This is a genomic window from Agrobacterium sp. 22-214-1 (assembly GCF_053522465.1).
In genome coordinates this window covers 1,460,419-1,476,681 of the sequence record NZ_JBNWCK010000001.1, presented here as the reverse complement: position 1 = coordinate 1,476,681, position 16,263 = coordinate 1,460,419, and the positions used below count along the sequence as shown (strand labels likewise).

At 59.2% G+C, this 16,263-nt stretch carries 16 protein-coding genes; 14 read left to right on the top strand and 2 right to left on the bottom strand.

Annotated features, from left to right (window positions below):
- Nucleotides 1-7 precede the first annotated feature (7 nt).
- Both flgF and ACQZ5G_RS07390 read right to left on the bottom strand, forming a co-directional pair.
- Nucleotides 8-742, bottom strand: coding sequence for a flagellar basal-body rod protein FlgF (flgF, locus tag ACQZ5G_RS07395; RefSeq protein ID WP_004432506.1), 735 nt, complete (start codon nt 740-742; stop codon nt 8-10).
- Between the two features lies 1 nt (nt 743).
- Entirely contained in the window at nt 744-1,523 is a 780-nt protein-coding gene (locus tag ACQZ5G_RS07390; protein ID WP_004432508.1) for a DUF1217 domain-containing protein, read from the bottom strand.
- Between the two features lie 186 nt (nt 1,524-1,709).
- Here ACQZ5G_RS07390 and motA point away from each other — a divergent pair, with 186 nt between their 5' ends.
- The 14 genes from motA to ACQZ5G_RS07320 all read left to right on the top strand — a co-directional run bounded on the left by motA (nt 1,710) and on the right by ACQZ5G_RS07320 (nt 16,245).
- On the top strand, nt 1,710-2,582 hold the full coding sequence (motA, locus tag ACQZ5G_RS07385; RefSeq protein WP_004432509.1) for a flagellar motor stator protein MotA: 873 nt from the start codon (nt 1,710-1,712) through the stop codon (nt 2,580-2,582).
- Nucleotides 2,579-3,538 carry a FliM/FliN family flagellar motor switch protein gene (locus tag ACQZ5G_RS07380; RefSeq protein ID WP_448737293.1) on the top strand — a complete coding sequence of 320 codons (960 nt, stop codon included), beginning with the start codon at nt 2,579-2,581 and terminating at the stop codon, nt 3,536-3,538. Before motA ends, ACQZ5G_RS07380 begins: the two co-directional genes overlap by 4 nt.
- 64 nt (nt 3,539-3,602) lie before the next feature.
- The gene (gene fliN, locus ACQZ5G_RS07375; protein WP_448737294.1) at nt 3,603-4,142 is read left to right on the top strand and encodes a flagellar motor switch protein FliN; all 540 of its coding nucleotides are present in this window, start codon (nt 3,603-3,605) and stop codon (nt 4,140-4,142) included.
- Between the two features lie 27 nt (nt 4,143-4,169).
- Entirely contained in the window at nt 4,170-5,213 is a 1,044-nt protein-coding gene (gene fliG, locus ACQZ5G_RS07370) for a flagellar motor switch protein FliG (protein WP_004432516.1), read from the top strand.
- Nucleotides 5,214-5,341: 128 nt separating this feature from the next.
- Nucleotides 5,342-6,424: a flagellar biosynthesis protein FlhB gene (flhB, locus tag ACQZ5G_RS07365; protein WP_004432517.1), complete on the top strand. Its 1,083-nt coding sequence runs from the start codon at nt 5,342-5,344 to the stop codon at nt 6,422-6,424.
- Between the two features lie 5 nt (nt 6,425-6,429).
- Nucleotides 6,430-6,867: a hypothetical protein gene (locus tag ACQZ5G_RS07360; protein WP_004432518.1), complete on the top strand. Its 438-nt coding sequence runs from the start codon at nt 6,430-6,432 to the stop codon at nt 6,865-6,867.
- A 308-nt stretch (nt 6,868-7,175) separates the two neighbouring features.
- Nucleotides 7,176-8,468 carry a flagellin N-terminal helical domain-containing protein gene (locus tag ACQZ5G_RS07355; protein WP_004432519.1) on the top strand — a complete coding sequence of 431 codons (1,293 nt, stop codon included), beginning with the start codon at nt 7,176-7,178 and terminating at the stop codon, nt 8,466-8,468.
- Nucleotides 8,469-8,783: 315 nt separating this feature from the next.
- A complete protein-coding gene (locus tag ACQZ5G_RS07350) occupies nt 8,784-9,440 on the top strand; it encodes a hypothetical protein (protein WP_448737295.1) in 657 nt (218 codons plus the stop codon).
- Nucleotides 9,437-10,744: a MotB family protein gene (locus ACQZ5G_RS07345; RefSeq protein WP_004432522.1), complete on the top strand. Its 1,308-nt coding sequence runs from the start codon at nt 9,437-9,439 to the stop codon at nt 10,742-10,744. The genes ACQZ5G_RS07350 and ACQZ5G_RS07345 overlap by 4 nt, the downstream gene beginning before the upstream one ends.
- A complete protein-coding gene (gene motC / locus ACQZ5G_RS07340) occupies nt 10,741-12,018 on the top strand; it encodes a chemotaxis protein MotC (protein ID WP_448737296.1) in 1,278 nt (425 codons plus the stop codon). The genes ACQZ5G_RS07345 and motC overlap by 4 nt, the downstream gene beginning before the upstream one ends.
- Nucleotides 12,015-13,376 carry a flagellar hook-length control protein FliK gene (fliK, locus tag ACQZ5G_RS07335; protein WP_448737297.1) on the top strand — a complete coding sequence of 454 codons (1,362 nt, stop codon included), beginning with the start codon at nt 12,015-12,017 and terminating at the stop codon, nt 13,374-13,376. The genes motC and fliK overlap by 4 nt, the downstream gene beginning before the upstream one ends.
- Complete coding sequence (locus tag ACQZ5G_RS07330) at nt 13,324-13,890, top strand: lytic transglycosylase domain-containing protein (RefSeq protein WP_035236040.1); 567 nt, start codon at nt 13,324-13,326, stop codon at nt 13,888-13,890. Before fliK ends, ACQZ5G_RS07330 begins: the two co-directional genes overlap by 53 nt.
- A gap of 282 nt (nt 13,891-14,172) precedes the next feature.
- A complete protein-coding gene (locus ACQZ5G_RS07325; protein ID WP_004432529.1) occupies nt 14,173-14,844 on the top strand; it encodes a response regulator transcription factor in 672 nt (223 codons plus the stop codon).
- Nucleotides 14,845-14,949: 105 nt separating this feature from the next.
- Nucleotides 14,950-16,245: a flagellar hook protein FlgE gene (locus ACQZ5G_RS07320; protein ID WP_035263923.1), complete on the top strand. Its 1,296-nt coding sequence runs from the start codon at nt 14,950-14,952 to the stop codon at nt 16,243-16,245.
- Nucleotides 16,246-16,263: the final 18 nt, after the last annotated feature.

The following is a 16,263-nucleotide window of genomic DNA, read 5'->3' as shown; positions in this document are numbered from 1 at the left end:
CAGTTCCTCAACGCGCGCCGCCAAGCGTCTTGATGCCTTCGCCGAAGGTCGATTCGGTATCGCGCATCAGCGAAGAGATGCTTTCAAAGGCGCGGTTGACCTGGATGAGCTGGGTCATCTGGGAAATGCCGTTGACGTTCGACTGTTCGAGATAACCCTGAACGACGCCGACTTCATGATTGTTGACCACCGGAACCGGCTGGGCCACCGGCTTCACGCCGCTATTGGGATGACGCAGGAACCCTTGCGAGAAATCCGCCTGGAAGATGCCGAGGGTAGCGACGATGTTTTCGTTCTGCCGGATGGCGCCGTCGAGGCCGACGGTGATCGGGCCGCCATTCGGATTGAGCTGGATCGGACCGCCGCCGGCATCGAGAACGGGATAACCGTTCGAGGAGATGAGCGCGCCGTCCGGACGCATGGTGAAACGGCCGTCGCGGGTGAGAATCTGGCCGTCGGGCGTGTCCAGCGAAAACCAGGCGTCGCCCTTGATGGCGAAATCGAAGGAATTGCCGGTCTGTTCGAAAGCGCCCTGACGGGTGGAAAGATAGTCGTTGCCCTGCGAAACGAAGGCCACCCGGGCATTCATGTCATTGTGGTTCTTGGCGACCATTTCGTCGAATTTCACTTCGGAACCGCGGAAGCCGACCGTGTTCACATTCGCCATATTGTCGGAAATGGTGGTGAGACGGCGCTCCAGCGCGATCTGCGAGGACAGGGCGACGTATAGTCCGGATTGCATATCATTTGCCTCCGAGTTTCAGGGAGTTGATGGAGATCAGCAGGTCGGGGGAAATGCCGTAGCCGCTGGAGGAGCCGAAAACGGCCAGAGGGTCATAGGTCGTCGAGGGGTTTTGCATTTCCCACATGATGGTGAAACGCTCGAGCAGCTTGCCGACCTTTTCGGGATCCTGCAGATCCTTGATATCGATGGTTTTTTCGATGAGCGCCGCCTGTTTGTCGACATCGGCGGCGGCAAACTCGTCGGGAAGGTTGTAGGCCGTGCGAAACACCTGCGCGAGCGCATCGTCCGCCAGAAAGTCGAGGCCGGATGTGATGGTCGACGCCTTGCGTTCGAAATAAAGGGCGAGCCGGACGCCGTTATTGTCGTCGCCCGCTTCCTGTTCCAGCGTCTGGCGGGTGTATTTGCCGATGACGCCCGACTTGGCGGCGTCGGTGGAGGTTGCCGCGGCCCCCAGGCCGGCAAAATCCAGCGACTTCGCAAAATCCGCGTAACGGCTGTCGGAAAGCTTGTTGGCGAAGGCGTCCTTGTCCGAGGTGCCTTCCGTCAGCACCTTGCGGATGAAAGCCTTCGCATAGGCCATGTCCTCGAGCCCGTGGGCTTTCAGCGCGTAATTATAAAGGCGTGTATCGGCCATGAAGTCGTCGATGGATTTCACATCGCCGATCTTCGCGCGATAATATTCGGTCTCGCGCGCCACGTCGGGCTGCTCCGACACCCGCTCAAGCGATTTGCCGATATCCTGACTGATCAGTCTGTAGCTGGTGTAGGTGGAAGTCACTGAACCGCCGCTCTCGTTTGATCCCGATCTCAAGGCGCACGTCCGCCTTTGCCGGCATAGTGCCGTGGCTTGCTTGTGCGAAACTGGCTGGAGGCAGCAGGGCGGGAGAGGCTTTGCGGACAGGTTCACGCAAGCCACATTTTTTAGACATGGCGGCATGGAACACTGTTCGGGCGTGGTCGATCAATGAATATTGTAATTGGACTTATAATCACCTTCGGCTGCATCATCGGCGGCTATATGGCGATGGGCGGTCATCTGGACGTGCTGATTCAGCCGTTCGAATTGATGATCATCGGCGGCGCCGGTCTCGGCGGCTTCATCATGGCGAACCCCATGAAGGTCGTGAAGGACTCGGGCAAGGCGCTCGGCGAGGCCTTCAAGCATTCGGTCCCGAAGGAGCGAAACTATCTCGACGTGCTCGGCGTGCTTTATTCGCTGATGCGCGATCTGCGCACGAAATCGCGCAACGAGATCGAGGCCCATATCGACAATCCGGAAGAATCCTCGATCTTCCAGAGCGCGCCCTCGGTTCTGAAAAACAAGGAACTGACCTCGTTCATCTGTGACTATGTCCGCCTCATCATCATCGGCAACGCCCGCAGCCACGAAATCGAGGCGCTGATGGATGAGGAAATCGAGACTATCCTGAACGACAAGCTGAAACCCTATCACGCGATCACCACCATGGGCGATTCTTTCCCTGCCATCGGTATCGTCGCGGCGGTTCTCGGCGTCATCAAGGCCATGGGCAAGATCAACGAATCGCCGGAAGTGCTGGGCGGCCTGATCGGCGCCGCGCTCGTCGGCACCATGCTCGGCATCATCCTGTCCTATTCGATCTGCAACCCGCTGGCGTCGCAGGTCAAGATCGTCCGCACCAAGCAGCACCGCCTCTATATCATCGTCAAGCAGACGCTGATCGCCTACATGAACGGCTCGGTGCCACAGGTCGCGCTCGAATACGGCCGCAAGACCATCTCCAACTACGAGCGGCCGTCGATTGATGCCGTCGAACAGGAGATGATGAACCCCGGCGGCGAAAACAAGGCGGCATGACGATGGCAAAAGCTGCAGCGCAACAAGCACCCGCCATCGACACCGCCCTGCTCGCAAAATTGACGGGAGGGTTGTCCGACCGCAAGACGATCGCCAAGATCGGTTCCGATATCGGCCATCTCTACAGCGAATTCCTGCCTGATATCTTCCACAGCGAGACCGGCATCGCGATCGACGTCGAATATGTCGGTTCCGAATCGGGACTGATGACCGACCTGATCGCCAATGTCGGGCGCAATGTCGCGGTTGCCGATTGTTCCCTGCGCAACTGGTGCCCCAATTTCATGATGACGGTCGGCAACGGCTTCGTCATCGCGCTCATGGAGCGCATGCTGGGCGCGTCGCCGGACATCATCGGCGAACCGGACGAGCGCAGCCTGTCCCATATCGAGCTCGACCTCGCGGCCATGGTTCTCGGCCGCATCGCGGGTGTCCTGCGCTCCGGTGTCAACGCGCCGGGCGGTTTTGAGGCGGCTATCGATCCGCCCTTCAATTCCAACGGTAAAAGCGCCTTCGACGAGATGATCGCCGGCCTTTACGGCGTGACCATCCGCCTGAAGATCGATATCGGCAAGGTATCGTCGGAATTCTCGCTGATCGTGCCGCAGCGCCCCCTGCTCAAGACCTCCATCGTTGCCCCCAAGGCTTCAGCCCAGGCGATGAAGAAGCAGGAGGAATGGATGGAGATGATTTCGGAGCAGGTGAAGCGATCGCAGGTCACGCTCGAGGCGCGCATCAAGCTCGAAACGCTGACGCTGCGGACGATCTCGAAGCTGGTGGCCGGCGATGTCATTCCGTTCCAGTCTCTGAAGCAGGACGATATCGGCGTCGAGGTCAGCGCCAACGGTTCCAAGCTCTACAATTGCGAATTCGGCAAGTCCGGCGACCGCTACATGGTTCGGGTGAAGAACAATGTCAGCACGGACGACGAGATCTTACGACATTTGATGGGTTAAATCCTGCCTGGCCTTTTCGGGCTCTGGGCAGGCTGACGCAAGTTTCAAAGGGAATAATCAGCGCATGGCTACGAAGAAAACACCTGTGACCGATGATGCGGCGCTGCCGTCGTTTGAAGACGGCGGCGACCTCGACCAGGCTATCGGCGATCTGCGTGGCGTCCTCAAGACGGATGCGGAAGGTTCGCTCTCCGATTTCGGCGACTTCGGCGATTTCGGAAGCACGGACGAGGTTTCGACGGATACCGACCTTTCCGCTTTCGGTGGCGGAACGGCCGATTTTGGGATGGATGATTTTGCCACCGCCCCGCAGGTTGCGGGCGTGAAGGCGCCGCTTGGCAGCGGATTGTCCGAAAACATGGAAATGATCATGGACATCCCGATCGATGTTCAGATCGTTCTCGGCACCAGCAGGATGCTCGTTTCGGGGCTGATGAGCCTTGAAGAAGGAGCGACGATCGCACTCGACCGCAAGATCGGCGAGCCGGTCGAAATCATGGTGAATGGCCGCCGTATTGCGCGCGGTGAAATAACGGTTCTGGAAGACGACGATACGCGCTTCGGCGTAAAATTGATTGAAGTACTGAGTACGCGAAAAGCCTGATCCCTGTGGCGACGGAGAGGAAAGACCATGATGGACTTCGAGGATTTCGGTAACCCCCTGGCAGGGAAACCGTTGTCTCAGGCCGACAAGGCGGCCGCGGTGCTTCTTGCCATGGGCAAGGGCGTCGCCGGCAAGCTGCTCAAATTTTTCACGCAGCACGAATTGCAGATGATCATTTCCTCGGCCCAGACCCTGCGCGTCATTCCTCCCGATGAGCTTGCCCAGATCGTAGCCGAGTTCGAGGACCTGTTCACCGAAGGAACGGGCCTGATGGACAATGCCAAGGCAATCGAGAGCATTCTCGAAGAGGGCCTCACCCCTGAAGAGGTGGACAGCCTTCTCGGCCGCCGCGCCGCCTTCCAGGCCTATGAAGCATCGATCTGGGACCGCCTGCAGGAAGCCGAGCCGGAATTCGTCGGCAAGTTCCTGCTGCGCGAACATCCGCAGACCATCGCTTATATTCTCTCCATGCTGCCCTCGTCCTTCGGTGCCAAGGTTCTCCTGACTATTCCGGAAGAGCAGCGGGCCGATATCATGAACCGCACCGTCAACATGAAGGAAGTCAGCCCCACGGCTGCCCAGATCATCGAGAAGCGTGTGGTCAACCTCATCAACGAAATCGAAGCCGAGCGCAATGCCGGCGGTTCCACGAAGGTTGCCGATCTGATGAACGAACTGGACAAGCCGCAGGTCGATACGCTGCTCAGCTCGCTCGAGACGCTCAGCAAGGAAGCCGCAAACAAGGTCAAGCCGAAGATCTTCCTCTTCGACGACCTCATGTTCATGCCGCAGCGCAGCCGCGTCCTGCTGCTCAACGATGTTTCGGCCGATGTTCTGACGATGGCGCTGCGCGGCGCCACGATGGAAATCAAGGAATGCGTGCTCTCCAGCATCAGCCCGCGCCAGCGCCGCATGATCGAATCGGATCTTGCGGTGCCGCAGGCCTCGATCAACACCCGCGAAGTGGCGATTGCACGCCGCGCCGTCGCGCAGGAAGCGATCCGGCTCGCCAATTCCGGCCAGATCCAGCTGAAGGAAGCCTCCGCGGAGGACCAACCGGCCGCCGCTTGAGCGGAAGCCGGTTGATAACCCGCTCTTACGGCGGAAGCGGCCATTGCGATGGCCGGTCACGGACGCTAGTTTCGGGAATGACGGCCTGCCGGGATCGGCGGGCCTTTTTTTGATCCCGGGGACGTGCCTTGGCAGACGATCAGGACAAGGACAGTAAAACAGAAGCCCCGACGGAGAAAAAACTCCGTGATGCGGCGGAAAAGGGCAATCTTCCCTTTTCCCGCGAAGTGCCGATCTTTGCCTCGTCGCTTGCCTTTTACTGTTACTTGGTCTTCTTCCTGCCCGATGGCGCCGGTCGTCTTGGCGTCACATTGAAGGACCTGTTCGGCCAGCCGGAACAGTGGGACCTCAGCACCCGGCCGGATGCCCTGTCGCTATTGTATTTTCTCGGCACCTCGATGGCCTATCTGCTCATGCCGGCGATGATCATGTTCATCGTCTTCGGGCTTGCCTCGTCGTTTTTCCAGAACCTGCCGTCGCCGGTGCTTGAGCGGGTGCGTCCGCAATGGTCGCGCGTCTCGCCGGCGAAGGGCTTCACGCGCATTTACAGCAAGCAGGGTTTCGTTGAATTCGGCAAATCCGTATTCAAGATCATGATCGTCTCGGTCATCATGTTCCTTGCCCTGCGTGGCGATTTTTACAGCCTCATCGATCTGATGTTCTCCGATCCGCAGGTGATTTTCGTCCGCGTCGTCGAGATCGTCAAAAAGATGATGGTCGTGATTTTGCTTTCGACCGCGCTGCTTGCCGCCGTCGACGTTTTGTGGACGCGCCATCACTGGTTCAGCCAGCTGAAGATGACGAAGCATGAGGTGAAGGAAGAATACAAGCAGTCGCAGGGCGACCCCGTGGTCAAATCCCGCCAGCGCTCCATCGCCCGCGACCGTGCCCGCCGCCGCATGATCAACAATGTGCCGCGCGCCACACTTGTCATCGCCAACCCGACACACTTTGCGGTGGCGCTGCGTTATGTTCGCGAGGAAGGCGACGCACCTGTTGTCGTCGCCAAGGGTCAGGACCTTATCGCATTGAAAATCCGCGAGATTGCGGAAGAAAACAATATCCCCGTTTTTGAAGACCCGCCGCTTGCACGCTCCATGTTTGCGCAAGTCTCGGTAGATAGTGTGATTCCACCAGTCTTTTACAAGGCTGTGGCTGAGCTCGTTCATCGAGTTTACGCCATGAAGTCATCGAAAATACGGGTTCAATAAAACCAATGAAAAAATCCGCCTATTCCGAACAGCGGGAAATGATCGTCGCAGAGGCGATCAACCCGATCGCCACCGAACTTCGATTGTTAGACCCGGCCGACCTGATTTCGCTGCTCCGATTCGAGTGCTACGGCAGTATCGCCGACCTCGTTTCATCGGCTGCGGAGCTTTATTATCATCCCGGTACGATCAATTTCGGCGCCGGCGGCGAGTATAAGCTCGAATGGGAAGGCGCGCCTGAGATCGTCCTCGATCTTGAATTGAAGCCGAAGGGCGCCACGGTCTATGCGCGATTGACGCTCGCCAACGAACATGCGGCGATCGAGATCAATCACGTCTCGTTTCAGAATCCTTCCGAAAACCCGGACGAGAACACCGAGTTTCTTCGTCAAAGCCTGACGGCTGCCCGATTCGTGCCCACCCGTCAGGGCGAAGCGGCTTAATCGCATCACCCGCTCCCCATTTCCGTCATGTCCGTTGCGCGCGCCGAAATCGCGGGCGCAACGGCCTCGTTCCGCTGCGTTTTAACCCGAGCTTGCCTGAAGCCTGCCGGTTTATGCGAAACCCGGCTGCGAAAGCGAGGAACGCCTTGCAAATCAGTCTCGTTGTTTGTTACCTATCGCATTAACGATTTGTTAACGAACGGCAGGTCGCGGTGGTCGGTTCAGACCATTGCCGATGCGCATGATGCCCCTGCTCGTTGTCGGCACAGCGCCGGATTTTTTCTTAAATTTTGAGTTGGGTGGACCCCATGACCAGCATTTTGACCAATGCGGCGGCAATGGCCGCGCTGCAAACCCTGCGGATGATCGACAAGAATCTGGAAACGACGCAGGCGCGCGTCTCCTCCGGCTATCGTGTCGAGACTGCGGCGGACAACGCGGCCTACTGGTCCATTGCGACGACGATGCGCTCCGACAATAATGCGCTTTCGGCCGTGCAGGATGCTTTGGGTCTGGGCGCCGCCAAGGTCGACACCGCCTATGACGCGCTTGAAAGCACGATCGAGGTCGTCAAGCAGATCAAGGCCAAGCTCGTTGCCGCCTATGGCGTGGGCGCCGACCGCAGCAAGATTCAGGATGAAATCAAGCAGCTTCAGGAACAGCTGAAGAGCATCTCCGAATCGGCTTCCTTCTCGGGTGAAAACTGGCTGCAGGCCAGTATCAGCAACGGTGGCACGCCGCCGGTTGAAGAATCGATCACCAAAAAGGTCGTTGCATCCTTCACCCGCACAGGCTCGGGCAATGTCGGGGTCACGACCGTTGACTACACGCTCGACGGCAGCACCGTCCTTTTCGACCTCAGTGGCGGAAAGCTCGGTATTCTCGACAAAAACGCCGTTTTCGTCAGCAAGACGGAATATGAAGTCACCCAGACCTCGACGACCGCCGGCACGGCGACGCAGGCGGGTTTTGTCGTACCGAAGCTCACCGACGCAGAAATCGGCGCGCTGAATGCCGCGACGACGGATACGAATACCGATCCGAATGTCTATAGCGACGGCACCGCCAATTACCTCCGCCTTGCCGAAAATGTATGGGTCAAGGTGACGGGGACGGATCCGTCGAGCGGCGGCACCACCGTTTCTCCTGCCTATCGCGACACCAGCAGCAACGACTGGTTTTACGATACCAGCAGCGGAGCGGCGTCCGCCGATCGTTCCCTCGGTTTTTCCGTCTCCACCCTTGATCTCGGCAATCTCGATATCGTTGCCGCGGCCATGGGCGGTTTTGCCGGCGGCGGCACGACCTATACCGACGCAGACGCCATCGACATGATGATGTCCTTCGTCGACGGGCAGCTGGAGGCGATGACCAGCACGGCTTCCAGCCTGGGTTCGCTGCAGAGCCGCATCAGTATGCAGGACAACTTCGTTTCCAGCCTGATGGATGTGATCGACAAGGGCATCGGCCGTCTCGTCGATGCCGACATGAACGAGGAATCGACCAGGCTGAAGGCGCTGCAGACGCAGCAGCAGCTCGGCATCCAGGCGCTCTCCATCGCCAACGCCAATGCGGAAAATATCCTCCAGCTCTTCAAGTAACGGGTCTGGCCGGCGTGTGGGCGCGCGGGGATGAATGGGCGCAGGCTTCCTGATCGAGCCCGCCTTCATCCTCGCACAAGTTTGAACACCTAACGTCGGGTCAATATGGGGCGGATCGCATGGCGTGATCCGGCCGGGAAACGTGGAAGAGACGGGCAGGGTAGCAAGGATGACGGTGGTGCCGCCAAACGGCTTAGAGCATTTCCAGGAAAAGTGGACCCCGGTTTTCCGTCCGGAAATGCGGCGAGGCTTTTGCGATTCGCGCGGGCAACGAAACATATCTGGCCCCTTTCTCCTGTTTTGCCGGGGGCAGGCATGAGCGCGTCCATCGCACGGTTTCTCAAGGACTTCGGTGAAGCGCAACCGCAACCGGCGGCGCATGCCTTCGGCGACCCGTTGGCCGACACAGATTTCCTGTCCGGTTTTGCCGATGGCGCTTCCGGTTTCGACGAATTTGCTCCCGTCGATGTGGAGAGCGAGAAACAGGCGGCCTATGACCGCGGCCGCGAAGATGCTACCCGCGAGATCACCGAGAAGATGCAGGCGGAGCGGGAAGAGCTGATCGCCGCCCATGCGGCCGAGCTGGAGGCCCTGCGTTCGGGGCACCTCGAAGAAATCGCGTCTTCCCTGTCCCGTGGTCTGCGCGAGGGTATCGACGCGATTGCGGCCAATCTCAGCGAACAGACCGCCAATATCCTTGCTCCGGTCCTGACGGAAAAGCTGTCGCTCAAGGCGGTCTCGGCGCTGGCGGATGTGGTGCGTAGCGCCATGCCGGATGGAGAAGTGGTCACGCTTGTCGTGAAAGGCCCGAAAGATTTGTTCGAGCGGCTGAAGACGCAGCCGGGCTTTGAAGAAGAAACGATGAAATTTACCGAGACCACCGATATCGATCTTTCCGTCGAGTTGGGTGAAAGCGTGTTCGTGACGCGCATGTCCGCCTGGGCGTCCAGTCTTCGCAAGGTGATGAAATGAGTGAAGGCGAAAATCACCACCACGGTAAAAACGAGATCATCATCGTCAAGCGCCACAAGGGCGGTCATGATGGCGCCCATGGCGGTGCGTGGAAAATCGCTTATGCCGACTTCATGACGGCGATGATGGCGTTCTTCCTCGTCATGTGGCTGGTCAATGCCGCCAATGAGGAAACCAAGGCCTCGGTCGCCAGCTATTTCAATCCGATCAAGCTGTCCGATGAGAAACCCTCGTCCAAGGGGCTGGAAAAGCCGGTGGACAAGGAAGAGGGCGTCCAGAAGAAGGACCAGTCCAACATCCAGGCGGAAAAGGTCACCAAAGGCTCCGCCGCGGCGACGGGCGAAGACCTGACCTCGCAAACTGGTGAGCAGTCGAACTTCTCCGAAGCGGACTTTTTCGAAAATCCCTATTCAGTGCTGGCGGAAATCGCCCAGCAGGTGGGCCAGCAGGCCAATGTCAGCGCCAAGGGCGAGGGCGGCGCCGCCGATTCCGGCCCGGCGACGGGCGCAAGCGGCGGTGAAGCCTATCGCGATCCGTTCGATCCCGATTTCTGGACCCAGCAGGTGAAAATCACTCGCGCCGATCAGCCGCAGAAACCGGTTGAACAGCAGCAAGTCACCGAGAGCAAACAGGAGGATGCGGCCGAAAACGCTCAGGCGGTCGCGCTCAAGGCGTCCGAGACACCGGCCGACAAGACGGAAGACGGCAAACCGATGGAAGTCGCCGCCGTTGTGCCGCAGCAGCGTCCGGATGCGGCCGAGCAGGCAGCGCTTGCGCAGCCAAAGCCGGATGAGCCGCGCCAGGCGAGCGATGCAGAGCAAAAGGCCAGCGACGCCGACTGGGAAAAGGCCGACACGCTGCGCGAGGAGATCGAGAAGCAGATATCGGGCATTACCGGCAAGCTTTCCGAAGGTCTGGTGGTAACGCCGGCCGAAGGCGGATTGCTGCTCACCATTTCCGACCAGACGGAAACGCCGATGTTCAATATCGGATCGGCCGTTCCCCGGCGTGAAATGGTCCTGGCCATGGAAAAAATCGGCAAACTGCTTCAGGAGCGCGGCGGCAGCGTGGTGATACGCGGCCATACCGACGGGCGGCAGTTCAAGGGCGAGGCCAATGACAACTGGCGGCTTTCCATGGATCGCGCTCACAGCGCCTATTACATGCTGGTGCGCGGCGGCCTGTCGGAAGAGCGGGTAAAGCAGGTCTCGGGTTTTGCGGACCGCAGATTGCAGGTGCCGGCGGACCCTCTGGCGGACGCCAACCGCCGCATCGAAATTCTGCTTGAGGCCGATCGGGGGTGAGTGTGACGAAAACCTCGAAACGCTGGCTTCTTCTTGCGGCGACGCTTTGCGGTCTCGGCTCCGAGCCGGGCAGGGCGTTTTCGCAGTCGCCAGACAATCTCATGCCCTATTCCATGCTGCGCTCCCTGCAATTCGTGCAGGATTCGGTCGCCATGGGCGACCATTCCGCTTCGGAAATGCAGCGGTTTCTGCTCCAGACCATCGATGAGCGGCTGAAGAGCGCGCCTTCGGCGATCTTCAAGGATCCGCGCAATGTCGATGCGGCGCTCATCTATGCGATGAGCGGCGGCAATCCGGCCACGCTGGAACTGCTGGTCGCGCGCGATGTGGACGGCAATTTCGACAGCCGCGTTGCCGATATCCTGCGCAAATACCTCTCCGGCAAGGGAACGCTTGTCGCGCAGAGCATTGCGGCCATGGTGCCGGAATATCGCGGCAAGCGGATTGGCGCCTATCTGGCGCTGATCGGCGGTAATGTGACGATCCCGCGCGATCCGCTGGCAGCGCTTGGTTTTTACGATATCGCCCGGCTCGAAGCGCCGGGTACCATCGTCGAGGAGGCGGCATTGCGCCGTTCGCTCGCCATTGCGGTCGAGGACGGCGATGCGGCACGCGGCGTCGATTATGCGCAGCGTTATGCGCGCCGGTTCCTGCATTCGCCCTATGCCAGCCAGTTTGCGGACCTTCTGGTCTCGCTGGTGGTCAAGCGCGCCGATTCCATCGGGGAGGAGGCGATACAGGAAACCTTCGCCATGATGGATACAGAGAGGCAGAAGGAAGCCTATCTGCGGCTTTCCCGCCTCGCGGCAATCAGCGGCAAGGATTCGCTGGCGCGCATGGCGGCTTTGAAGGCGAAGGCGCTATCTCCTGCGCTGCCGGGTGAGCCGGAAGTGCAGGCAAATCTCTATGAAAGCCTTTCCAACATCGGCACGCCGGATGTGGTGAGCGCAATCGAGACAATAGGGCAGATTCCCGAAGCGCAGCTTTCGGATCGGGACAGGGCCTTGCGGGAGGCGGCAAGGGCCATTGCCGAGCAGGTGGTTCGTCCTCCTTCCCCGCAGTCCGGTGTCGAGGCCGACACTGCGGCCACGAAGGACACCGGGCGGAATGCGCCCGAAAACGAAGCGAACGCTGCCGATGCAAGGAGCATATGGCGGGTCGAAACCCAGAAGGCTGACGATGAGGGCGACAACGTGCGGCAACTCGTGACGAGCGGTCGCAGCAAGCTCGATGAAATCGACAGCCTGTTGAAGAAAGGCGAGGGGGCACCATGATCGACGCAACCATCAACGCGATAATGAATGCGCCGCCATCCGATCCGCGCGCCGGCAGCGCCAGAGTCAGGGACGACGCCAAGGGCGGCAGTTTCGGCGATGCCCTTTCCACGGTTCGGGACGAGCGCCCGCCGCAGGCGCTGCATTCGCGGCATCAGCAGGACGAGAGCCCGGCTGAAGAGCAGCAGCCGCAGCCCGATGGCGAGGCGGAAAAGATGGATGTCCCGGTCAAGCGGCCCGCAACATTTCTCAATGTGATCGTTAACGAGCATGCCGGCGAAGGTCGTGCCCAGGAGACGGTGGCCGAGTTTCAGAGCGCCGTGAAAACGGCCCGCACAACGCCGGAAAGCGGCAAGCCCGGCAAGAAGCTCAAGGACGACGCCGACAAGGACGCCGAGGTGACGGACGATGCGATCGATCCGAAGCTGGCGGCACTACAGCTAGCGACGGGCAATGCCGCCGATATGGCGACGGCCAAGACACCGCTTGAGGAAATTGCACAGGCGATTGCCGGCAAGGCCGACGCGGTGAAATCAGACCGTGCTGAACCTGTCCGGGGCAAGGTCGAGCATTCGGTCAAGGACATGCCGACAGGGATCGCACCAGCCGGTAATGAGGAGGGTTCTGCTTCGGAAAACGAGGGGGATGCCTCGGCATTCCGTTTTTCGTCTCCGCGCTCAGGCGCGGCGCGGGCTCTGGATATGAGCACCGTTCAGCGTGAAGGCCGTGTCGAGTTCGATGCACGCGAAAGCACCGGCAAGGCGGCCGACACCATAACTGTTCTCGATTCGCGGCGGTTCATCGGCCTGGCGCCCTCGACCAACGCGTCGGCCCTGACCGGCCTGATCGTCAACGATCCGGAATGGGTGAGCGCCATGCAGCCCGGTTCGTCGCTCTCCAATGCGGCGGCCCAGAGCAGCACCGGCAAGGTCGTCCATACGCTGAAGCTGCACATGACGCCGATCGAGCTTGGATCGGTGACAATGTCGCTGCGTCTTGCCGGTGACGAGCTTGCCGTTCACATGACGGTGGAGAGTGTTGCAGCCTATAAAAAGCTCCAGGAAGACAGCAAGAGCATCCTCGATGGCCTCAAGGCACAGGGTCTGACGGTCGATAACATCACCATCAGCATCGCTTCTTCCGACAAGAGTGACCAAACGGGCACACAAGGCAACAATCAGCAAAATCAGCAGGCGCAGCAGCAGGGTCAGCAGGCCGCCGCCGGGCGCAACCGTGACGAGTCCGGAGCACGGGGCGACCGGCAAGGCAATGGCGATAATTTGGGGGTGCATAATGAAGGCATGGATGGCGCTCTTGGCTCTGCCCGCTCTTCTGCTGACAATGGCGTCTACCTCTGAAAACGCGTCCGCTTCGGCAACGTCAGGTGTCTGCGAAAGAGAGATCCAGTCGGCGGCACGCAAATATGGCGTGCCGGAGGGAATTCTCTATTCGGTGGGGCTGACCGAAACGGGCCGCAAGGGGCGTCTCGACCCCAACGCCATGAATATCGAGGGAAAACCGGTATTTGCCTCCTCCACAGAGGAGGCTTTGACCACTTTTGAGGCGGCAAAGCGCAACGGCGCCAAGCTGATCGACCTCGGATGCATGCAGATAAATCATTATTTCCATGGCGAAAACTTCGCATCCGCGCGGGAAATGTTCGATCCGCGCCGCAATGTGGAATATGCCGCCATGTTTCTGCGCAACCTTCACAACAGGCATGAAACCTGGACCATGGCGGTCGCCCGCTATCATGCCGGCCCCAACAATGATCCGGCACAGAAGAAATATGTCTGCCGTGTCATCGCCAATCTGGTGGCGACGGGCTACGGGAAATGGACTGCCAACGCGAAAAATTTCTGCGACGGTTGACAACCTGAAATTGCTTTCAGGCACCGCATGACTCGTATTTTGAAATGTGGCGATAGATTGATCGAAAAAAGGCATTTCAAGCGGTTTTTTCGGAATTTTGAAATTTCTACACAAAAATTTTGTGCCATATATGGTTAATACCCACTATATATAGATCAAATCGGCACAAAATGGTTAATCAATTATTAATATCTATCGATGATTTCCTACAGTTGTCCCTGAATCGCCCGATTCGTACCAATGCCACATTGGAAAACACCACACTGATTCGGAGGCGGACGAATGATCGTAGTGGTTGATGAGCGCGAGCTCGTTAAAGACGGCTATACATCTCTATTTGGGCGTGAGGGCATTCCCTCGACCGGGTTCGATCCGGTCGAATTCGGGGAGTGGGTCTCGACGGCGGCGGAAAGCGATCTTGCGGCTGTGGAAGCCTTCCTGATCGGCCAGGGCGACCGGAGCTTTTCTTTGCCGAAGGCGATCAGGGATCGCACGACGGCCCCGGTGATCGCGGTCAGCGACCAGCCCTCGCTGGAATCGACGCTGGCGCTTTTCGACAGCGGCGTCGACGACGTCGTGCGCAAGCCGGTACACCCCCGTGAAATCCTTGCACGTGCGGCGGCGATCCGTCGCCGATTGCAGGTCATCTCGAACTTCACCGATGCCGGGCCGATCCGGGTTTTCTCCGATGGCCGCGACCCGGAAGTGGGTGGTGAAGTGTTCCCCCTGCCGCGCCGTGAGCGCCGCATCCTCGAATATTTGATCGCCAATCGCGGACGCCGCGTTTCCAAGGCGCAGATTTTCAATGCCATCTACGGCATCTTCGATGACGACGTCGAAGAAAACGTCGTTGAAAGCCACATCAGCAAGCTGCGCAAGAAGCTGCGCAAGAAGCTTGGCTACGATCCGGTCGATTCCAAACGTTTCCTCGGCTACAGCATTGATTGGCAATGATTTTCATTGACCCGCGTGGTCTTTTTCAAACGCGGTATTTCCGACAGCTTCACGCAAGCCAAACGCTTTACCTTCTCCCTGAAAGATGACCACGAGGGTTTTTGAATGAGTATTTTCGGCACTATGCGAACCGGTGTGTCCGGCATGAATGCGCAGGCGAACAAGCTGGGAACCGTGGGCGACAACATCGCCAACGCAAGCACCACCGGCTACAAGCGCGCATCGACGTCGTTCTCCTCGCTCGTTCTGCCCTCCTCGTCGGGCAGCTATGCGTCCGGCGGCGTGCAGTCCAACGTTCGCTACAGCATTTCGGAGCAGGGCAACCTCTCCTACACCACCTCGAGCACCGACCTTGCCATTCAGGGCAACGGCTTCTTCGTGGTTCAGGACGGTGCAGGCACGCCCTACCTCACCCGCGCCGGCTCCTTCCAGAAGAATTCGGAAGGTTATCTGGAGAATGCGGCAGGCTTCATGCTGATGGGTTACCCTTACGGCGCCAACCCGCCGGCTGCGGTCGTCAACGGCTTTACCGGTCTTGAGGCCATCAATATCAATGACTTCGGTCTGACGGCGTCTCCCTCCACGCAGGGCAGCTTCCCGGCTAACCTTAACCGTGATGAGGCAATCGTTGCCGCGGGATCTCGTCCGAGTGACAACCTCGCAACGTCGACGGTTGGCAGCAAGACGTCGCTCACGGCGTTCGACAGCGGCGGTGCCAAGGTTCTTTACGACTTCTATTACACGCGGATTGACAACGATGCGTCCGGCAATCCTCAGTGGGAAGTGTCGGTTTATCGTCAGGATCAGTCGACGGATGGCGGCTTCCCCTATACGGCAACCGCGCCGGCTACGCTCGTCAAGGAAACGGTCACCCTGACCTTCGATCCCGCCACCAACAAGCTCACCAGCGGATCGGATAGCTCGATCACGATTAACGACAGCAACAGCGGCGTGGCGCAGGCGATCGAGATCGATCTGTCGCAGATGACGCAGTTCTCCTCGAAGTTCACGCCTGGCACCGCTGTTCTGAACGGTAACGGCCCAAGCCAGATCAAGGACGTCGAAATCGGCAAGGATGGCCTGGTGACGGCGGTCTATCAGGATGGCGGTCGCCGCAATATTTACCAGCTGGCGCTGGCCACGGTGCCGAGCGTCGACAATCTCAGCCCGCAGAACGGTAACGTCTATCTGCCGAGCAACGAGTCGGGTGTCGTCACCATCGGCTTCGCGCAGACGGGCAGCTTCGGTTACATCCAGAAGGGTGCGCTGGAAGGCTCGAACGTCGATATCGCCAGCGAACTCACCGACATGATTGAATCCCAGCGTATCTACACAGCGAATTCGAAAGTCTTCCAGACTGGATCGGATTTGATGGACGTCCTGATCAATCTGAAGAGATAATACTTCTCACGAGGACAG